This is a genomic window from Dietzia sp. IBK-p2-16D, from assembly GCF_057773085.1.
In genome coordinates, this window is sequence record NZ_JBYMTL010000003.1 from 215,539 (window position 1) to 230,543 (window position 15,005).

Genomic DNA, 15,005 nt, shown 5'->3' on the forward strand with positions numbered 1-15,005 from the left:
GCCCGCGGAGCGGGTACTACCCCCACCACCCCGCCGGGTGTCACCGAACACGCGCGTTCTTTCGTCGATCCTACAGGTCCACGCCTGAACGGCGCCTTTTCGTGCTGTCCGGCGCACCCGATCACGGCCTCACACCGAAGGAGCTCCCATGGACTGGCGCCACAAGGCCATCTGTCGCGACGAGGATCCCGAGCTGTTCTTCCCCGTCGGCAATTCCGGACCCGCCCTCGCGCAGATCGCCGAGGCGAAGATCGTCTGCAACCGTTGCCCCGTCACCGCCGAGTGCCTGACCTGGGCCCTCGAGTCCGGCCAGGACGCCGGCGTGTGGGGTGGCATGAGCGAGGACGAGCGACGCGCCCTCAAGCGTCGCCGGGCCCGCACCCGCACCACGGTCTGACCCCGACCGTCTGACGCGGCCGTCGTCCGAACCCCAGACGGCCAGCGCACGAGAGGCCGGTCCCCAACCCGATCAGGGTGGGGGCCGGCCTCTCGCCTCTGTGGCGAACCCGCGTCAGTCGATGACTGCGATGAGATCGCCCGCCTGGATGACGTCCCCGGGCTTCACCGCGATCTCGGTGACGGTGCCCGAGCCCTCACACAGCACCGGGATCTCCATCTTCATCGACTCCAGGAGCACGATGGTGTCGCCCTCGGCGACCTCGGTGCCGGCCGCCGCGACAACCTCCAAGACGTTCGCGACCATCTCGGCACGGACCTGTTCAGTCATATGGATAATTCCTCTGCTTCCTCGACAACGGCCCCCGGACACCTCCAATGCAACCACACGGGCCCGCGCATGGAAGACTTGTACACCGACGAAAGGAGGCGACCATGAGCAAGCGTGGCCGCAAGAGGCGGGATCGCCGTAAGAAGAACGCCAACCACGGCAAGCGTCCGAACAGCTGAGTCCGGACACCGTGGACGACGAGGGGGCGGGCACCTGACCGGTGCCCGCCCCCTCGTCGTCCGTCGCCGCATCCGCGGATCAGTTGATGTCGCGCCTCTCGACGGTCGTGCGCCTGTGGACCACGGTCGTGCCGTCCACATCCGTCGTGGTCACCGTGGTGCGTCGGATCTCGACCATCAGACGTTCCCGCAGCCCGGTGGGCGCCTTCTCGCAGCACGAACTGGAGAGCTTCGCCTTGAGACGACGCTCCGACAGGAACATCTCCCGGCAGTCCGGGCAGCCGGCGAGATGGTGTTCGAGACGAGAGCGGCAGGCGTCATCGCACTCGAGGTCCACCAGCAGCGACAGATCGCGCAACGCCGACTGACAGTCGATCTCGTCGAGTCGCGGGTCGTGCTCCCTCATCACTTCGCCCCCTCCTCACGGCCGCGGCCGAAGCCCCGCTCGGTGGCGACGTCGCGCAACAACTCCCGCAGCTGCTTGCGACCGCGGTGCAGACGCGACATCACGGTCCCCAGCGGGGTGTCCATGATCTCCGCGATCTCCTTGTACGGCAGGCCCTGCACGTCGGCGTAGTACACCGCCATCCGGAACTCCTCCGGGAGTTCGGCCAACGCCGCCCGGATCTCGTCGTCCGGCAGCAACTCCATCGCCTCGACCTCCGCCGAGCGCAGGCCCGTCGAGGTGTGCTCGGCCGCGGCGGCCAGCTGCCAGTCGGTGATCTCGTCGGTCGGGTACTGCGCGGGCTGGCGCTGTCGCTTGCGGTAGTGGTTGATGTACGCGTTGGTGAGGATGCGGTGCATCCACGCGCGGAAGTTCGTCCCCGGCTTGAACGAGTGGAACCCGGCGAAGGCCTTGGCGTAGGCCTCCTGCACCAGGTCCTCCGCATCGGCGGGGTTCCGGGTCATCCGCAGGGCCGCGCCGTAGAGCTGGTCGAGCAGTGGCATGGCCAGCTCCTCGAACCTCTCCGCGCGCTGGTCGGCCTCGTCGGGCCGCAACTCGGTCGGCAACCGGAACTCCTCACCTGTCGATGTCCCGGAGTCTAACGGCACGCCCGGGGCGTCGAGGACCGCGGTCCGCATCGCACCCTCCCTTCCTACCCGGGACCGACCCCGGGTACCTGCTCAGGATCAACGCGGAGGTCCACCTCGCTATTCCGCGGTGCCCCGGACGCTAGGCTCCCCTCCCGTGAGCAGTAAGAGGGGACGGAGCGGAGCCGCGGCGACGCCGGCGATCGCCGCACTACGTGAGGCCGGCGTCGACCACGTCGTGCACACCTATGACCCGACCGGCGAGACCGCCTACGGCGACGAGGCGGCCCGCGTGATGGGTGAGCGACTGGGCGTGGACCCCGGCCGCGTGTTCAAGACACTGGTCCTGGCCACCGGCAGGCCTCCCGAGGGTTCACGGGTCCCGCTCGCCGTGGCCGTACTGCCCGTGACCTGTTCTCTGGATCTCAAGGCCACCGCCGCCGCCCTGGGATGCGGGAGGACCGCACTCGCCCCCGTCGACGTGACGGAGAAGACCACCGGGTACGTCGTCGGAGGAGTGTCCCCCGTCGGCCAGAAGCGGAGCCTGACGACGGTGGTGGACGCCTCGGCGCTGGGCCACCCCACGATCCTGTGCAGCGCGGGGAGGCGCGGATGGGAGATCGAGCTCGCCCCCGCCGATCTGGTCACGCTCACCCGGGCGGTGACCGCCCCCATCACGGCGGGCGGATAGAGCACGGCGAACGGATAGAGCACGGGGTCAGAAGAGCATCCCCTCCACGGGGTCGACCGGCCGCACGAGCCCCGGCCCGTCGTTGCGCACGCTGGAGACCGCCCGCGACACGGGTCTGATCTCCACCGACTCGGCCCACTCGCCCAGGTCACCGCCGGCGCCGTCCACCAGGGCACGCGGGTCGCCCATCACCGCCGGATCGAGCCAGTCCGCGAGTACCCCGGGATGCACCACCAGTGGCATCCGGTCGTGCACCCGGCGCAGCGACCCGAGCGCCTCCGTGGTGAGGATCGTGCACGACAGTTGCGTGACGGTGGCGTCGACCGGGTCACGACGGGCCTCCCACAGCCCGGCCATGAGCAGGCCGCGGTCCCCCGGCATGCTCATGAAGTACGGCTGCTTGGGACCGGCCTTCCCACCGGGGGTCGCCGGTTCGCCGGGCACCCACTCGTACCATCCGTCCATCGGAATCACGCAGTGACGACGGGCGACCGCGGACCGGAACGACGGCTTGGAGTACGCCGTCTCCACCCGGGCGTTGAACAGGTTGGGCAACCGCTGGGTGTCCCGGGCCCACGAGGGGACCAACCCCCACCGCATTCCCCGAAGGACCCGTCGAGGCCCACCCGCATGGGCCGTCTCCCCGGGTCCGGCGGGTTCGTCGAGGCTCTCGGACCGCGGTACGTCCAGCGCCAGGACCGGGATCGTCGTGGTGGGCGCGATGTTGAACCGCGGTTCCCGGGGCACGACGGCGGGGAACAGCCCGGGGGGCGGGGAGGTCGCCTCGTCGACCGCGTCCAGTTCCACAGCGAGCTGCGCCGGGTCCGAGGAGAGCGAGAACCGTCCACACATGCCGACATCCTCGCACCCGGGTCGGCCGGACGCCGCCCCGATGGGCGACAATGGCCAGGTGAGTCATTGGAACGCACCCGTCGCCTCCGGCCCCGTGAACGCGCACGTCGCCGTCCCCGGGTCCAAGTCGCTGACCAACCGCGCCCTGGTGCTCGCGGCACTGGCCGACGGCCCCTCCCGACTCGTCGGCACCCTGCGCAGCCGGGACACCGACCTCATGATCGGCGCGCTGCAGGCGCTGGGGACACGCATCGAGGGCCCGTCCGGACCGCTCGACCCGGACGACACCGATCTCGTCATCACCGCCGGTGAGCTGCGGGGCGCCGACGTCGAGTGCGGCCTGGCGGGGACCGTGATGCGCTTCGTCCCGCCGGTTGCCGCCCTGGCCACCGGCCGGTCCACCTTCGACGGCGACCCCGCCGCCCGGGTCCGCCCGCAGGCCACCGTGCTCGACGCCCTGCGTGCGCTGGGCGCCGCCGTCACCGGGAACAGACTGCCGTTCACCGTCGACGGCTCCGGTTCGCTGCGGGGCGGCAGCGTCGAGATGGACGCCTCCGCCTCGTCCCAGTTCGTCTCCGGCCTGCTGCTGTCGGCCGCGCGGTTCGACGAGGGCGCCGAGCTGGTCCACACCGGTTCCTCCCCCGTCCCCTCGGGGCCGCACATCGAGATGACGCTGGAGATGCTCCGCGAATCCGGGGTCACCGTCGACCGGCCGACGCCGTCGTCGTGGCGGGTCGCGCCGGGCCCGATCGCGGCGGTCGACAGGGTCGTGGAGCCCGACTTGTCCAACGCCACCCCGTTCCTCGCCGCCGCCGCGGTCACCGGCGGGACCGTCCGCATCCCCCACTGGCCGGTCACCACGACCCAGCCCGGGGACGCCATCCGCGGCATCCTGCAGGACATGGGTGCGTCGGTGACCCTCGAGTCCGCCGACGGTGCGGGCCACGGCACCCTCGTCGTCGTCGGTCCGTCACACCTATCCCCCGTGGACCTGGATCTGTCCGCCATCGGCGAACTCACCCCGACCATCGCCGCGCTGTGCGCGCTCGCCGACGGCCCGTCCCGGCTCACCGGTATCGCGCACCTGCGCGGGCACGAGACCGACCGCCTCGCCGCACTGGCCGCCGAACTCGGCGCCGTGGGCTGCGGCGTCACCGAACTCGACGACGGCCTCGAGATCACCCCGGCGCCGCTGCACGGCGCCCCGTGGCGCGCCTACGCCGACCACCGCATGGCCACCGCGGGTGCCATCGTCGGCCTCGTCGTCCCGGGCGTCGAGGTCGACGACGTCGAGTCCACCGCCAAGACCCTGCCCGGCTTCACCACGATGTGGGCCGACATGCTCGCCGGACAGGGCTGACGGGCGGTCATGCCGAGCGGACGGGGTGCGGGCAGCGCACGAGGGTGGGACGAGTCCGACGTCCGGATCAGGCCCGGGAAGGGCTCACGCCCACGGACCAAACGCCGGCCCAGCCACGACGATGCCGCGGCCGCGATGGTCGTGGCCGTGGACCGCGGGCGCTGGGGCTGCGTGCTGCTCGACGACGGCCCGGACCACACCGCCGGCACCCGCGTCGTCGCCATGCGGGCCCGCGAACTCGGCCGGACCCCGGTGGTGGTGGGCGACCGGGTGGGCGTGGTCGGCGACCTCACCGGCGCGCGCGACACCCTCTCCCGGATCGTCCGCGTGGAGGAGCGCTCGACGGTGCTGCGCCGGACCGCCGACGACTCCGACCCCTACGAGCGGGTGGTGGTCGCCAACGCCGAGCAGCTGCTCATCGTGGTGGCCGTCGCCGACCCCCCGCCGCGCGCCGGGTTCGTCGCACGGGCGCTCGTCGCCGCCTACACCGGCGGCTTGGAACCGGTCCTGTGCCTGACCAAGGGCGACCTCGACGACCCCTCGGTGTTCGCCGCCGAGTTCGCCGAACTCGACGTGCCGGTCCTGCGAGTGGGGGTCGACGACGAGCTGGACGATCTCCACGACCTGATCGACGGCCGGATCTCCGCGATGATCGGACACTCGGGCGTCGGTAAATCGACACTCGTCAACCGCCTGGTCCCCGACGCCTACAGGGCGACGGGCGTGGTCTCCGGCGTCGGCAAGGGCCGGCACACCTCCACCCAGTCGGTCGCACTCGAACTGGCGACGGGCGGCTGGGTGGTGGACACCCCGGGCATCCGCAGTTTCGGGCTCGCCCACGTCTCCCCCGACGATGTCGTGGCCGCCTTCTCCGATCTCGACGAGATCGCCCGCGAGTGCCCGCGCGGATGCACCCACCAGGGCCCGCCCGCGGACCCCGAGTGCGCCTTCGACGCCGTCACCGACCCGGCTGTGCACCGTCGGGCCCTGGCGGTCCGCGAACTGCTGGGCGCGCTGCAGTCCAACGATCCCTGGGCCCTGGGGCTGGACCAGGACTGACCCCGGAGGGCCGGCGCCCCACCCTCCGGTGGGCGCCGGCCGTCCGGTCAGATCTTCAGTTCGACGTCCCCGAGCGCCACCGAGACGCAGGTCTGGATCCGCTCCCCCGGCCCGTGGTCCGTTCCGTTGCGCAGATCCCGCACGTGGCCCTCGTCCAGACCCACCACGCAGGTCTGGCAGATGCCCATGCGGCAGCCGAACGGCATCTGCACACCCACGCTCTCGCCGCCCTCGAGGATCGTGGTGGCACCGTCGAGCTCGACCGTCTTGCCGGTGGAGCCGAACGTCACCGTCCCGCCCGAGGCGCCCGCGTTGCGGTCGACGGTGAAGCGCTCCATGTGGAGGTCGTCCCGCCCGGTGGCCTCGAAGTGCTCGGTCAGCTCGTCGAGCATCGCCGAGGGGCCGCACGCCCACGTCGGACGCTCCGACCAGTCCGGGACGAGAGCCGACATCTGCTCGGAGTTGATCCGGCCGTCCTCGCTGGTCACCCGCAAGTGCAGCGTGTACGCCGGCTGGGTGCGCTCGAGCGCGAGCAACTCGTCGTGGAACAGCGCGTCCTCGCGGTCCCGGATCGAGTGGACGTGGACCACGTCGGGGAACCCCTCGTTCGCCGAGCGCCGGTCCAACGACCGCAGCATGCCCATGACCGGGGTGATACCCGAGCCCGCGGTCACGAACATCAGCTTCTCAGGGGTGGGAGAGGGCAGGTGGAAATCACCGGCCGGCGCCTGCAGCCGGACGATGGTCCCCGGCTCGACCGTCCCGACGATGTGATTGCTCAGCAACCCCTCCGGCAGGGCCTTGACGGTCACCGAGTACTCGCCACGGCCACTCGTGGGCGCCGAGGTCAACGAATACGACCGCCAGGTCCACCGGCCGTTGAGCAGGACGCCGATCCCCAGGTACTGGCCGGGGCGGTACTCGGGCGTGGCGCCCCAGCCGGGCTTGATCACGAGGGTCACGGCGTCGTCGGCCTCGCGTCGGACGGAGACGATCTCACCGCGCAGCTCGCGCGAGGACCACAGCGGGTAGATGAGCGACGAGTAGTCGTCCATCCGTAGCGGGTGGGTGAGGCGGTTGAGGAACCTGCGCGCCCCCCGCGGCTCGGGGACCCGCGCGGCCGCCGCACGCAGGACGCGATTGAGTCCACTTCTCGACTCGGACACTGGTGCCTCCTTGAAACCGGATACCCGTGGCCCGTGGGTCGGGCCGACGCTTCCGGACATGAACCTACGGTAGCGTAGGTTAGCGGCCGACGGGATCTTCCGGGAAGACTTTCCGCGTCCCGGTGGCACGGTCCGCCGACGACCCGGACGGGACCGACGTCAGAGCAGCGTGAGCAGGAACGGCAGTTCCACGGCGTCGTACCACGCCAGGTCCACGTCGAGCGCGTCGCCGACGGTCAGCTCGGCGTCCTCGTCCCCCAGGTCCGCACGGTCCACCGCCTCGACAGCGTCCCGCACGAGGTCCACGGCCCCGGCCAGGTCCACGTGGACGGCGGCGATCTCGGCGGTCGACACCGTGGCACCATTCAGCCTGACCACGGCGGTGTCCAGGTCCGGCCGCGGTTGCACCCGGTCATCGGGGACGTCCGCACTCACCACGACCCGCCGGTACGGGTGGGACTCGTGCGCGGCGCCGGAATCGAGCTCCCCACCGAGCAGTCGGAGCGACGCACGGGAGGCCTCGAGGAACGCCACGTGCTCGATCTCCTCGAGATCACCCTCAGCGTAGGACTCGATGAGCGCGGGAGTCGCGGCGAACGCGGTTCCGCTCCGCACGGGCATCTCCCCCGCCTCGAGAAGGGTCTCGAGCATCGTCAGGGTGGCGGGGACGAACAGGCGCATGGTGGTCTCTCCTCGTACGGGGTGACGGTCAGCAGGCGTGCCGCTCAGCCGGCGGTTCCGGTGAGCTCGTCCAACGCGGACGAGATGAGCTCGCCGATCTCCTCCACGTCCGGGACGGCCTGGCGATCGGAGGTGAATCCGCAGTACACGGTTCCGGCATAGCTGCTCATCGACACGGCCAGCGCCTGCTCGCCCAGCAGGGCGGGGACGGGGTAGACCTCGACGAGTTCACCGTCCCCCCAGTACACCTTGCGCTGGGGGCCGGGTGCGTTGGTCACCACGATGTCGTAGCTCTCCGACGGCAACATGATCGCCGCCCGGGATGCCAGGGCGTGCAGGGTGGGCGGGGCGAACCCGGACAGGCGTGCCAGGGACTTCGCCCCCACCGCCTCCCGCGGATGGCGCTGCGTCGCGGTCTCACGGGCGATCTGCGCCAGTCGCATGCGGGGGTTGGGCTCCCCGACCGGCATGCCGATGAGCGCCGAGGCGATCTCCGCGGAGGTGGCCTCGCTCTGGTTCTCCGACCCTTCGGCCTCGGAGGTCACGGCCATCGGCACGATCGCCCTGAGCGTGTCCGACGTCGACAGCGGGTGGCCGCATGACAGTATCCAGGACCGCAGGGCCCCGCACAGCACCGCGAGGACCACGTCGTTGACCTTGCAGGAGTGTTCGCGGGCGATCTCCCGCGCCTGGGCGAGCGGGAACGACGCCAGCCCCACCCGGCTCCCGCGGGGGCGGGTGGTGCGGAACATCTCCGCCAGGCCGCCGGCGGGGCGCAGCACCGAGAGGTTGGCCGCGCCCACCAGGCCGCGGGTGGCCCGCTCGAGCGCGTGGGCCAGGCGAGCCGAGCGGCGTACCAGCTCCAGGGGATCGGTCGCGATGGTCATGAGCGCGTCGAGCACCAGGACCCCGTCCCCCGGGGACGGCACCGGGGTCCACGTGGCGACCTCGTCGACGTCCGCGGAGGCCCGCTCGTCCGTCACCAGGACCTGGGCCAGGTCCACCGCGTGGGGACCGCCCAGCAGAGCGTGGTGTGTCTTGGTGAGGATCGCCAGGCGTCCGTCCGGCAGCCCCTCGATGAGATAGAGCTCCCACAGCGGGCGGTCCGCCTCCAGTGGCCGGTCGACGAGCCTGGCCACCAGGTCCGCCAGCTGCCGCATCCCGCCGGGGGCCGGCAGCGCCGACCGCCGGACATGGAAACTGAGGTCGAAGTCCGGGTCGTCCACCCAGACAGCCCTGGCAAGGGAGAAGGGGACGTGCCGGATCCGCTGCCGGTACCGCGGCGCGTCGGCCAGCCGGGCGTCCACGAACTCCATCACGCGGTCGATGTCCCACGGCTCGTCCCTGGCGACCAGCGCCAGCGAACACGAGTGCCTGCTTCGGGAACGCGCCGCGTCACCGAGGAGCAGGTCCGCGTCCGCTGTGGCCAGTCTGGTCGCCACGGTGTCAGACCGCCTCGTCCAACCCGAGGAGGCCCCGGATCTCGACGGCGGCCCGATCGAACACCTGATAGAACACGCCGATCATGCCGGTCTGGACGGCACCGAGGATGTTCTCGATCGCGTCGTCGACCATCACGCACTCCCTCGGCTCGAGTTCGAGTCGGCGCGCGGCCTCCAGGAACGCCTCGGGCTCCGGCTTCTCGACCCCGATCACGCCGCTGAGCACCACGTGCTCGATCCCGAGGTCCCGGGCATCCTCGCGGACGCGCTCCGCCCCCGGCCCCTCGGGCTCGTTGCTCAGTATGGCGAGACGGACGTCATTCGCCCTCGCACCGGTCAGGATCGACCGCCAGTTCTCACGGTCCTCGTCCGTGCCGTCCAGCACCCCGAAGTAGTCGACTATCAGTCCACGCATGGGGACAGCCTAGGCAACACCCGGTCACGGTGCAGTAGGCGAGGTGGAACCAGGGTCCTGTTCCGGCGCGTCATGAGGGGTAGAGGACGCCAGACCACACCGGGTCCGGCGCGGGAGGGAGCAGGCCCAGATGTCACCGACACCCGTTTCACCGCCCACGAGCGTGCGGCCTCCCCCCGCGGCCGGCACGGTTCCGGACACCGGCGACGCCGCCGGCCGGGTGCGCCCCCTGCCCTCGGTCGAACCCGTGCCGGGGGCGTCGGGCGACGCGGGTACCGCGGATCAGGGCACCGGCCCCGCCGCCCGTCCCCCGAGGCCGGTGCCCGACCCGGAGGGCGGTGTCCCGGTTCCCGCTCGGAGGGCCGCGCACGCCCTCGTCGTCATGGCGCTGGAGGTCGTCGACCGCAGGCGGGCCCCACAGCACACGAAGGGGGCGTTCCCGCCCCACCTGGTCGAGATGCTTCGCACGCTCGCGCGAGACGGGGTACCCGGCCGGCACCTGGGGCCGGCCAGGATCCATCGGCTGCACATCCACGCGGCCGACCCCGGCCGGACGGATTCCCACGAGGGGCCGGGCCCGGCGGCGGTCGACTACGAGGTGTGCGCCACGTACGCCCGCGGGCCGCGACTGTTCGCCGTCGCGGCCCGCATACAGGTGACCCCCACCGGCGCCCGCTGCGCGGCCCTCAGGCTGGCGTGAGCCGCCCTGCGGGCGTGGGGTACCGCGTCAGTCGCGGCGACCCCTCGTCGCGGCCTTGGCCGCCCTCTCGCGACGCTCGGCGCGCTGCTGGCGCTCCTGCGACCGCCGATCGGCACGATTCGCGGAGGCTCCCTCGTCGACCAGCTCCGGATCGCCGCTCTCCGACGGGCCGGAGAACTGCATCTGGTCCGCGCTCACATCCCGTCCGGTGCCCGCGGCCCGGAGGATCGGGTTCGCGCCGGCCAGGGCCGCCGCCTGCGCCGCGGAGGGACCCGCCATCGCCTTCTGCTGCTGACCGGCCTCGACCTTGACGTTGAACAGGAACGCCACCGTCTCCTCACGGACGCCGTCCATCATGGCGGCGAACATGTCATAGCCCTCACGCTGGTACTCGACGAGTGGATCGCGCTGGGCCATCGCCCGGAGACCGATGCCCTCCTTGAGGTAGTCCATCTCGTACAGGTGTTCACGCCACTTCCGGTCGAGCACCTGCAGCATGACCGACCGCTCGAGCTGACGCATCGCACCCGCGCCGCCGATGCCCTCGATCTCGGCCTCACGCTCGTCGTAGCGGGCGAAGACGTCGTCGAGGACGGCGTCCTTGAGGTTCTTCGCGGACAGGTCGCCGGACGACCCGTACTCGTCGCCGTCGATGATGTCCTGCGCCGTGATCGTCACCGGGTAGAGCTGACGCAGCGCATCCCACAGCTTGTCGAGATCCCAGTCCTCGACGTACCCCTCGGCGGTGGCGCCGTCGACGTAGGCGCTGACGACCTGGTAGATCATCGACTCGACCTGATCGGTGATGTCCTCACCCTCGAGGATCCGCTTGCGCTCGCCGTAGATCACCGTGCGCTGCTGGTTCATGACCTCGTCGTACTTGAGGACGTCCTTGCGGATCTCGAAGTTCTGCGACTCGACCTGCGTCTGCGCGTTCTTCACCGCCCGCGAGACCATGCCGGCCTCGATCGGCACGTCGTCCGGCAGGCTCAGACGGTTCATGATGGCCTCCACGGCGGCACCGTTGAAGCGCCTCATGAGTTCGTCGCCCAGCGAGAGGTAGAAGCGGGACTCGCCCGGGTCGCCCTGACGTCCCGAGCGCCCACGGAGCTGGTTGTCGATACGCCGGGAGTCGTGCCGCTCGGTGCCGAGCACGTAGAGGCCACCGGCCTCACGGACCCGCTCGGCCTCTTCCTTGGTGAGCTTGCGCATCCGATCGATCTCGGCGTCCCATGCCTGCTCGTACTCCTCCGGGGTGTCCACCGGGTTGAGGCCGCGCTCGCGCAGGTTGAGATCGGCGATGATGTCCGGGTTGCCACCGAGCACGATGTCGGTGCCGCGGCCGGCCATGTTCGTGGCGACGGTGACCGCGCCGGGCCTACCCGCCTGCGCGATGATCTGCGCCTCCGAGGCGTGGAACTTGGCGTTGAGGACGTGGTGCTTGATGCCCTTGCGCGTGAGCAGCTTGGACAGGTGCTCGCTGCGCTCCACCGAGGCGGTGCCCACGAGCACCGGCTGCTTCTTCTCGACCCGCTCGGCGATGTCCTCCACGACGGCGGCGAACTTCGCCTCCTCCGTCTTGTAGATGAGGTCGGACTGGTCCTCGCGCGCCATCGGACGGTTGGTCGGGATGGGCATGACCTCGAGCTTGTAGATCGAGTAGAGCTCCGCGGCCTCGGTCTCGGCCGTACCGGTCATGCCGGCCAGCTTCTCGTACAACCGGAAGTAGTTCTGCAGGGTGATGGTGGCGAGCGTCTGGTTCTCGGCCTTGATCTCCACCCGCTCCTTGGCCTCGATGGCCTGGTGCATGCCCTCGTTGTAGCGCCGTCCGTCGAGGACGCGGCCGGTGAACTCGTCGACGATGATCACGTCACCGTCGCGGACGATGTAGTCCTTGTCCTTGGCGAACAGCTCCTTGGCCTTGATGGAGTTGTTCAGGTAGCTGACCAGGGGCGAGTTGGCGGCCTCGTAGAGGTTGTCGATCCCCAGCTGGTCCTCGACGAACTCCACACCCTGCTCGGTCACGCCGATGGTCCGCTTCTTGCGGTCGACCTCGTAGTGGGTCCCCTCCTCGAGCAGCGGGGCGATACGCGCGAACTCGCCGTACCACTTACTGGATCCGTCCGCGGGGCCCGAGATGATGAGAGGGGTACGCGCCTCGTCGATGAGGATCGAGTCGACCTCGTCCACGATCGCGTAGTTGTGGCCGCGCTGGACCAGCTCGGCGGTGTCGTGCGCCATGTTGTCGCGCAGATAGTCGAACCCGAACTCGTTGTTCGTGCCGTAGGTGATGTCCGCGTGGTACGCCTCGCGGCGCTGCGCGGGGGTCATCCCGCCGAGGATCGCTCCCACCGACAGGCCCAGGAAGCGGTGGACACGACCCATCCACTCCGCGTCGCGCTTGGCCAGGTAGTCGTTGACCGTCACCACGTGCACACCGTTGCCGGACAGTGCGTTGAGGTACGCCGGCAACACACAGGTGAGGGTCTTGCCCTCACCCGTCTTCATCTCGGCGACCGATCCGGTGTGCAGCACGATGGCGCCGATGATCTGCACCTTGTAGGGCTTCTGCCCGAGGACGCGGTGCGCAGCTTCGCGGGCCACCGCGAACGCCTCCGGCAGGAGGTCGTCGAGCGATTCCCCCTCGGCCACGCGACGCCGGAACTCGTCGGTCTTCGCCCGGAGTTCGTCGTCGCTCAGCTTCTCCGTCTCGTCGGAGAGCGAGTCCACGTAGTCGGCGAGAGCGGTGTACTTCTTGAGCTTTCGCCCCTCGCCGGCCCGGAGCAGCTTGGAAAGAATCGACACAGTCTCGAACGTCCTCGTGGTCGGGGAAGTGGTCGTGGATACGGCTACCTGCGTGATGACACGCGGGTCCGTCCACATCCTAGGTGCTGCGGGCCGTTGTGACACGCCGAGGCGGTCCGGTCAGGGGCGACCGGACCGCCTCGTGGGTGCGGGTCGGGGCTGTCAGCCCTCGTCGCTCAGGGTGATGAGCCCGTAGTCGAACGCGTGCCGGCGGTAGACGACGGTGGCGCGTCCGGTCTCGGTGTCACGGAACAGGTAGAAGTCGTGACCCACCAGCTCCATCTTCTCGAGCGCCTCGTCGACCGACATCGGGGCGCCGTCGTGCTCCTTGCGACGCACGATCTGCCCGGGCAGCTGCTCGTCGGCCCCGCCGTACTCGGCACCGTCGACCCCGTCCAACGCCTCGGCCGGGGCGGCGTCGGCGGCCAGTTCGGCGGTCGCCTCGGCCACCGACTGCGGGCGGCGGTGGCCGGAGTGGCTGATCTTGCGCCGGGTGCGGGCCTTGCGCATCTGCCGCTCGAGCTTGGCGACCGCCGACTCGAGGGCCGCGTAGAAGGTGTCCTCTGCCGCCTCGGCGCGGGCGACGCCGGGCTTGCCCTTGAGGGTGATCTCGATCCGCTGGCTCACCTTGGACAACCGCGGGTTGTTCTCGTGCAGCAGGATCACGTCGAACCTCTGGATGGCCGGCGAGATCTTCTCGATCTTCGCGAGCTTGGCATTGATTCGGCTCGCGAAGTGCTCGGGGACCTCGACGTTGCGGCCACGGATCGTGACCTGTGCCTCCGGCGTACCGGGATCGTCGGTCGACGGACCGTCGAAGGTGGCGGGATCGAGCAGGACTGCGGGGGTCTTCGCCATCGAAGCTCCTCCTCATCGGGCCTGCGGCGGACCGCTGCGACCGATCCGGTAACCGCCCGGAATCCCGGCCGAAGGGCCACCCACATGGCTGAGTGGTTACTCTCAGGACACGGTCCACCGGAGCCGACGAACGGCGAACGTGCTGGTGAACGCGTCCGAAACCCACCCTACCCCCTCATGTCGGCGCGGACCCCGGGACCGGGAACCTCATCCCGACCAGTCCCCTGCGGACCAGCTCGGGAGGCGGCGTCCGCGGCGTCCGCCCTAGGCCGCGGTGACGGCGAGGACACCCGTGACCCGCAGCCCACCCGCCTCCAGGACCGCGACGCACTGCGCTGCCGTCGCGCCAGTGGTGACGACGTCGTCGACGAGCAGCACCGTCGACGGTGTGGCCAGGAGAGCGGGCACGGTCACCGGCGCTCCCGGCGTCGCGCGCAGCGGGGTGCCCGCCGGGCGGCGACGGATCCGCCCGGAGAGGTTGTCCGCGCGGGCCTGCGCGCCGAGCCCGGCCGCGTCCCTCACCCGACCGCGGACCTCGAGGACCGGGGCCACCACGACCGGCCCGGTCGGCACCGCGCCGGCGAGTTCGGCGGCGAGGACGTCCACCACCTGGCGGACGTGGTCGAACCCCCGCCGTCGACGGGCCCGGGCCGACGCCGGTGCGGGGACGAGCACGGTGGGACGCTCGTCGGCCTCGGCGATCTCCCCGTCCGCCCGGAGCCGGTCGACCGCCGCGGCCAGCGCGGCCCCGAGGGGTCGGGCCAGGTCGGTCCGTCCGCGGTCCTTGTAGGCGGAGACCGCCAGGGCGGCCGGGCCGGTGTGTCGGGACAACGCCCAGACCGGTATCCGCAGGTCGGCCCGGGTCCGCACGGTCAGCGGTACCGCGGACAGTGTCGAGGCGCAGTCCGGACACCACCGCTGCCGGGGGCGACCGCACCCGGCGCACTCCAGGGGCACGACGAGGTCGGCGAACGCCGCGGCCCAGGACCCACCGCCACGCCACCGGGGTGACGCGTCCCCGTCCCCGGTGGCCACCGG

17 protein-coding genes are annotated in these 15,005 nt (G+C 70.9%); 6 read left to right on the plus strand and 11 right to left on the minus strand.

Annotation, left to right across the window (positions count from 1 at the left end; translation table 11 throughout):
• Positions 1 to 148 precede the first annotated feature (148 nt).
• Positions 149 to 397 carry a WhiB family transcriptional regulator gene (locus tag AC3DE3_RS08955; protein ID WP_067712327.1) on the plus strand — a complete coding sequence of 83 codons (249 nt, stop codon included), beginning with the start codon at positions 149 to 151 and terminating at the stop codon, positions 395 to 397.
• 114 nt (positions 398 to 511) lie between these two features.
• Here AC3DE3_RS08955 and AC3DE3_RS08960 read toward each other — a convergent pair whose 3' ends face one another.
• Entirely contained in the window at positions 512 to 727 is a 216-nt protein-coding gene (locus tag AC3DE3_RS08960) for a biotin/lipoyl-binding carrier protein (protein ID WP_260486916.1), read from the minus strand.
• A 104-nt stretch (positions 728 to 831) separates the two neighbouring features.
• Here AC3DE3_RS08960 and AC3DE3_RS08965 point away from each other — a divergent pair, with 104 nt between their 5' ends.
• Positions 832 to 906, plus strand: a complete 75-nt coding sequence (locus AC3DE3_RS08965; RefSeq protein WP_370452405.1) for a 50S ribosomal protein bL37 — start codon at positions 832 to 834, stop codon at positions 904 to 906.
• A gap of 79 nt (positions 907 to 985) precedes the next feature.
• On the opposite strand, the gene AC3DE3_RS08970 is transcribed toward AC3DE3_RS08965, so the two are convergent.
• The gene (locus AC3DE3_RS08970; RefSeq protein ID WP_260486917.1) at positions 986 to 1,312 is read right to left on the minus strand and encodes a zf-HC2 domain-containing protein; all 327 of its coding nucleotides are present in this window, start codon (positions 1,310 to 1,312) and stop codon (positions 986 to 988) included.
• Positions 1,312 to 1,989 (minus strand): sigma-70 family RNA polymerase sigma factor, encoded by a 678-nt coding sequence (locus AC3DE3_RS08975; RefSeq protein WP_260486918.1) that lies wholly within the window; start codon positions 1,987 to 1,989, stop codon positions 1,312 to 1,314. Before AC3DE3_RS08975 ends, AC3DE3_RS08970 begins: the two co-directional genes overlap by 1 nt.
• A gap of 106 nt (positions 1,990 to 2,095) precedes the next feature.
• Between AC3DE3_RS08975 and AC3DE3_RS08980 the strand changes: the two genes are divergently transcribed.
• Positions 2,096 to 2,629: an aminoacyl-tRNA deacylase gene (locus tag AC3DE3_RS08980; RefSeq protein WP_260486919.1), complete on the plus strand. Its 534-nt coding sequence runs from the start codon at positions 2,096 to 2,098 to the stop codon at positions 2,627 to 2,629.
• Between the two features lie 27 nt (positions 2,630 to 2,656).
• Here the strand turns inward: AC3DE3_RS08980 and AC3DE3_RS08985 are convergent, their stop codons facing one another.
• Positions 2,657 to 3,481: an SOS response-associated peptidase gene (locus AC3DE3_RS08985; protein ID WP_488369742.1), complete on the minus strand. Its 825-nt coding sequence runs from the start codon at positions 3,479 to 3,481 to the stop codon at positions 2,657 to 2,659.
• A gap of 40 nt (positions 3,482 to 3,521) precedes the next feature.
• Here AC3DE3_RS08985 and aroA point away from each other — a divergent pair, with 40 nt between their 5' ends.
• Complete coding sequence (aroA, locus tag AC3DE3_RS08990; protein ID WP_260489279.1) at positions 3,522 to 4,841, plus strand: 3-phosphoshikimate 1-carboxyvinyltransferase; 1,320 nt, start codon at positions 3,522 to 3,524, stop codon at positions 4,839 to 4,841.
• Between the two features lie 9 nt (positions 4,842 to 4,850).
• The gene (rsgA, locus tag AC3DE3_RS08995) at positions 4,851 to 5,900 is read left to right on the plus strand and encodes a ribosome small subunit-dependent GTPase A (RefSeq protein WP_260486921.1); all 1,050 of its coding nucleotides are present in this window, start codon (positions 4,851 to 4,853) and stop codon (positions 5,898 to 5,900) included.
• 47 nt (positions 5,901 to 5,947) lie between these two features.
• Here the strand turns inward: rsgA and AC3DE3_RS09000 are convergent, their stop codons facing one another.
• From AC3DE3_RS09000 to AC3DE3_RS09015, 4 genes are all read right to left on the minus strand, one after another.
• The gene (locus AC3DE3_RS09000; protein WP_260486922.1) at positions 5,948 to 7,066 is read right to left on the minus strand and encodes a ferredoxin reductase; all 1,119 of its coding nucleotides are present in this window, start codon (positions 7,064 to 7,066) and stop codon (positions 5,948 to 5,950) included.
• Between the two features lie 159 nt (positions 7,067 to 7,225).
• A complete protein-coding gene (locus AC3DE3_RS09005; RefSeq protein ID WP_260486923.1) occupies positions 7,226 to 7,747 on the minus strand; it encodes a DUF6912 family protein in 522 nt (173 codons plus the stop codon).
• 44 nt (positions 7,748 to 7,791) lie between these two features.
• Positions 7,792 to 9,189 (minus strand): wax ester/triacylglycerol synthase family O-acyltransferase, encoded by a 1,398-nt coding sequence (locus AC3DE3_RS09010; RefSeq protein WP_488369743.1) that lies wholly within the window; start codon positions 9,187 to 9,189, stop codon positions 7,792 to 7,794.
• A 4-nt stretch (positions 9,190 to 9,193) separates the two neighbouring features.
• Complete coding sequence (locus AC3DE3_RS09015; RefSeq protein WP_260486925.1) at positions 9,194 to 9,604, minus strand: HAD family hydrolase; 411 nt, start codon at positions 9,602 to 9,604, stop codon at positions 9,194 to 9,196.
• Between the two features lie 163 nt (positions 9,605 to 9,767).
• Between AC3DE3_RS09015 and AC3DE3_RS09020 the strand changes: the two genes are divergently transcribed.
• A complete protein-coding gene (locus tag AC3DE3_RS09020; protein WP_260486926.1) occupies positions 9,768 to 10,304 on the plus strand; it encodes an Rv3235 family protein in 537 nt (178 codons plus the stop codon).
• Positions 10,305 to 10,331: 27 nt separating this feature from the next.
• Here the strand turns inward: AC3DE3_RS09020 and secA are convergent, their stop codons facing one another.
• The 3 genes from secA to AC3DE3_RS09035 form a co-directional block, all read right to left on the minus strand.
• Positions 10,332 to 13,109, minus strand: a complete 2,778-nt coding sequence (secA, locus tag AC3DE3_RS09025; protein ID WP_260486927.1) for a preprotein translocase subunit SecA — start codon at positions 13,107 to 13,109, stop codon at positions 10,332 to 10,334.
• A 162-nt stretch (positions 13,110 to 13,271) separates the two neighbouring features.
• A complete protein-coding gene (hpf, locus tag AC3DE3_RS09030) occupies positions 13,272 to 13,967 on the minus strand; it encodes a ribosome hibernation-promoting factor, HPF/YfiA family (protein WP_260486928.1) in 696 nt (231 codons plus the stop codon).
• Positions 13,968 to 14,231: 264 nt separating this feature from the next.
• A complete protein-coding gene (locus AC3DE3_RS09035; protein WP_488369744.1) occupies positions 14,232 to 15,002 on the minus strand; it encodes a ComF family protein in 771 nt (256 codons plus the stop codon).
• Positions 15,003 to 15,005: the final 3 nt, after the last annotated feature.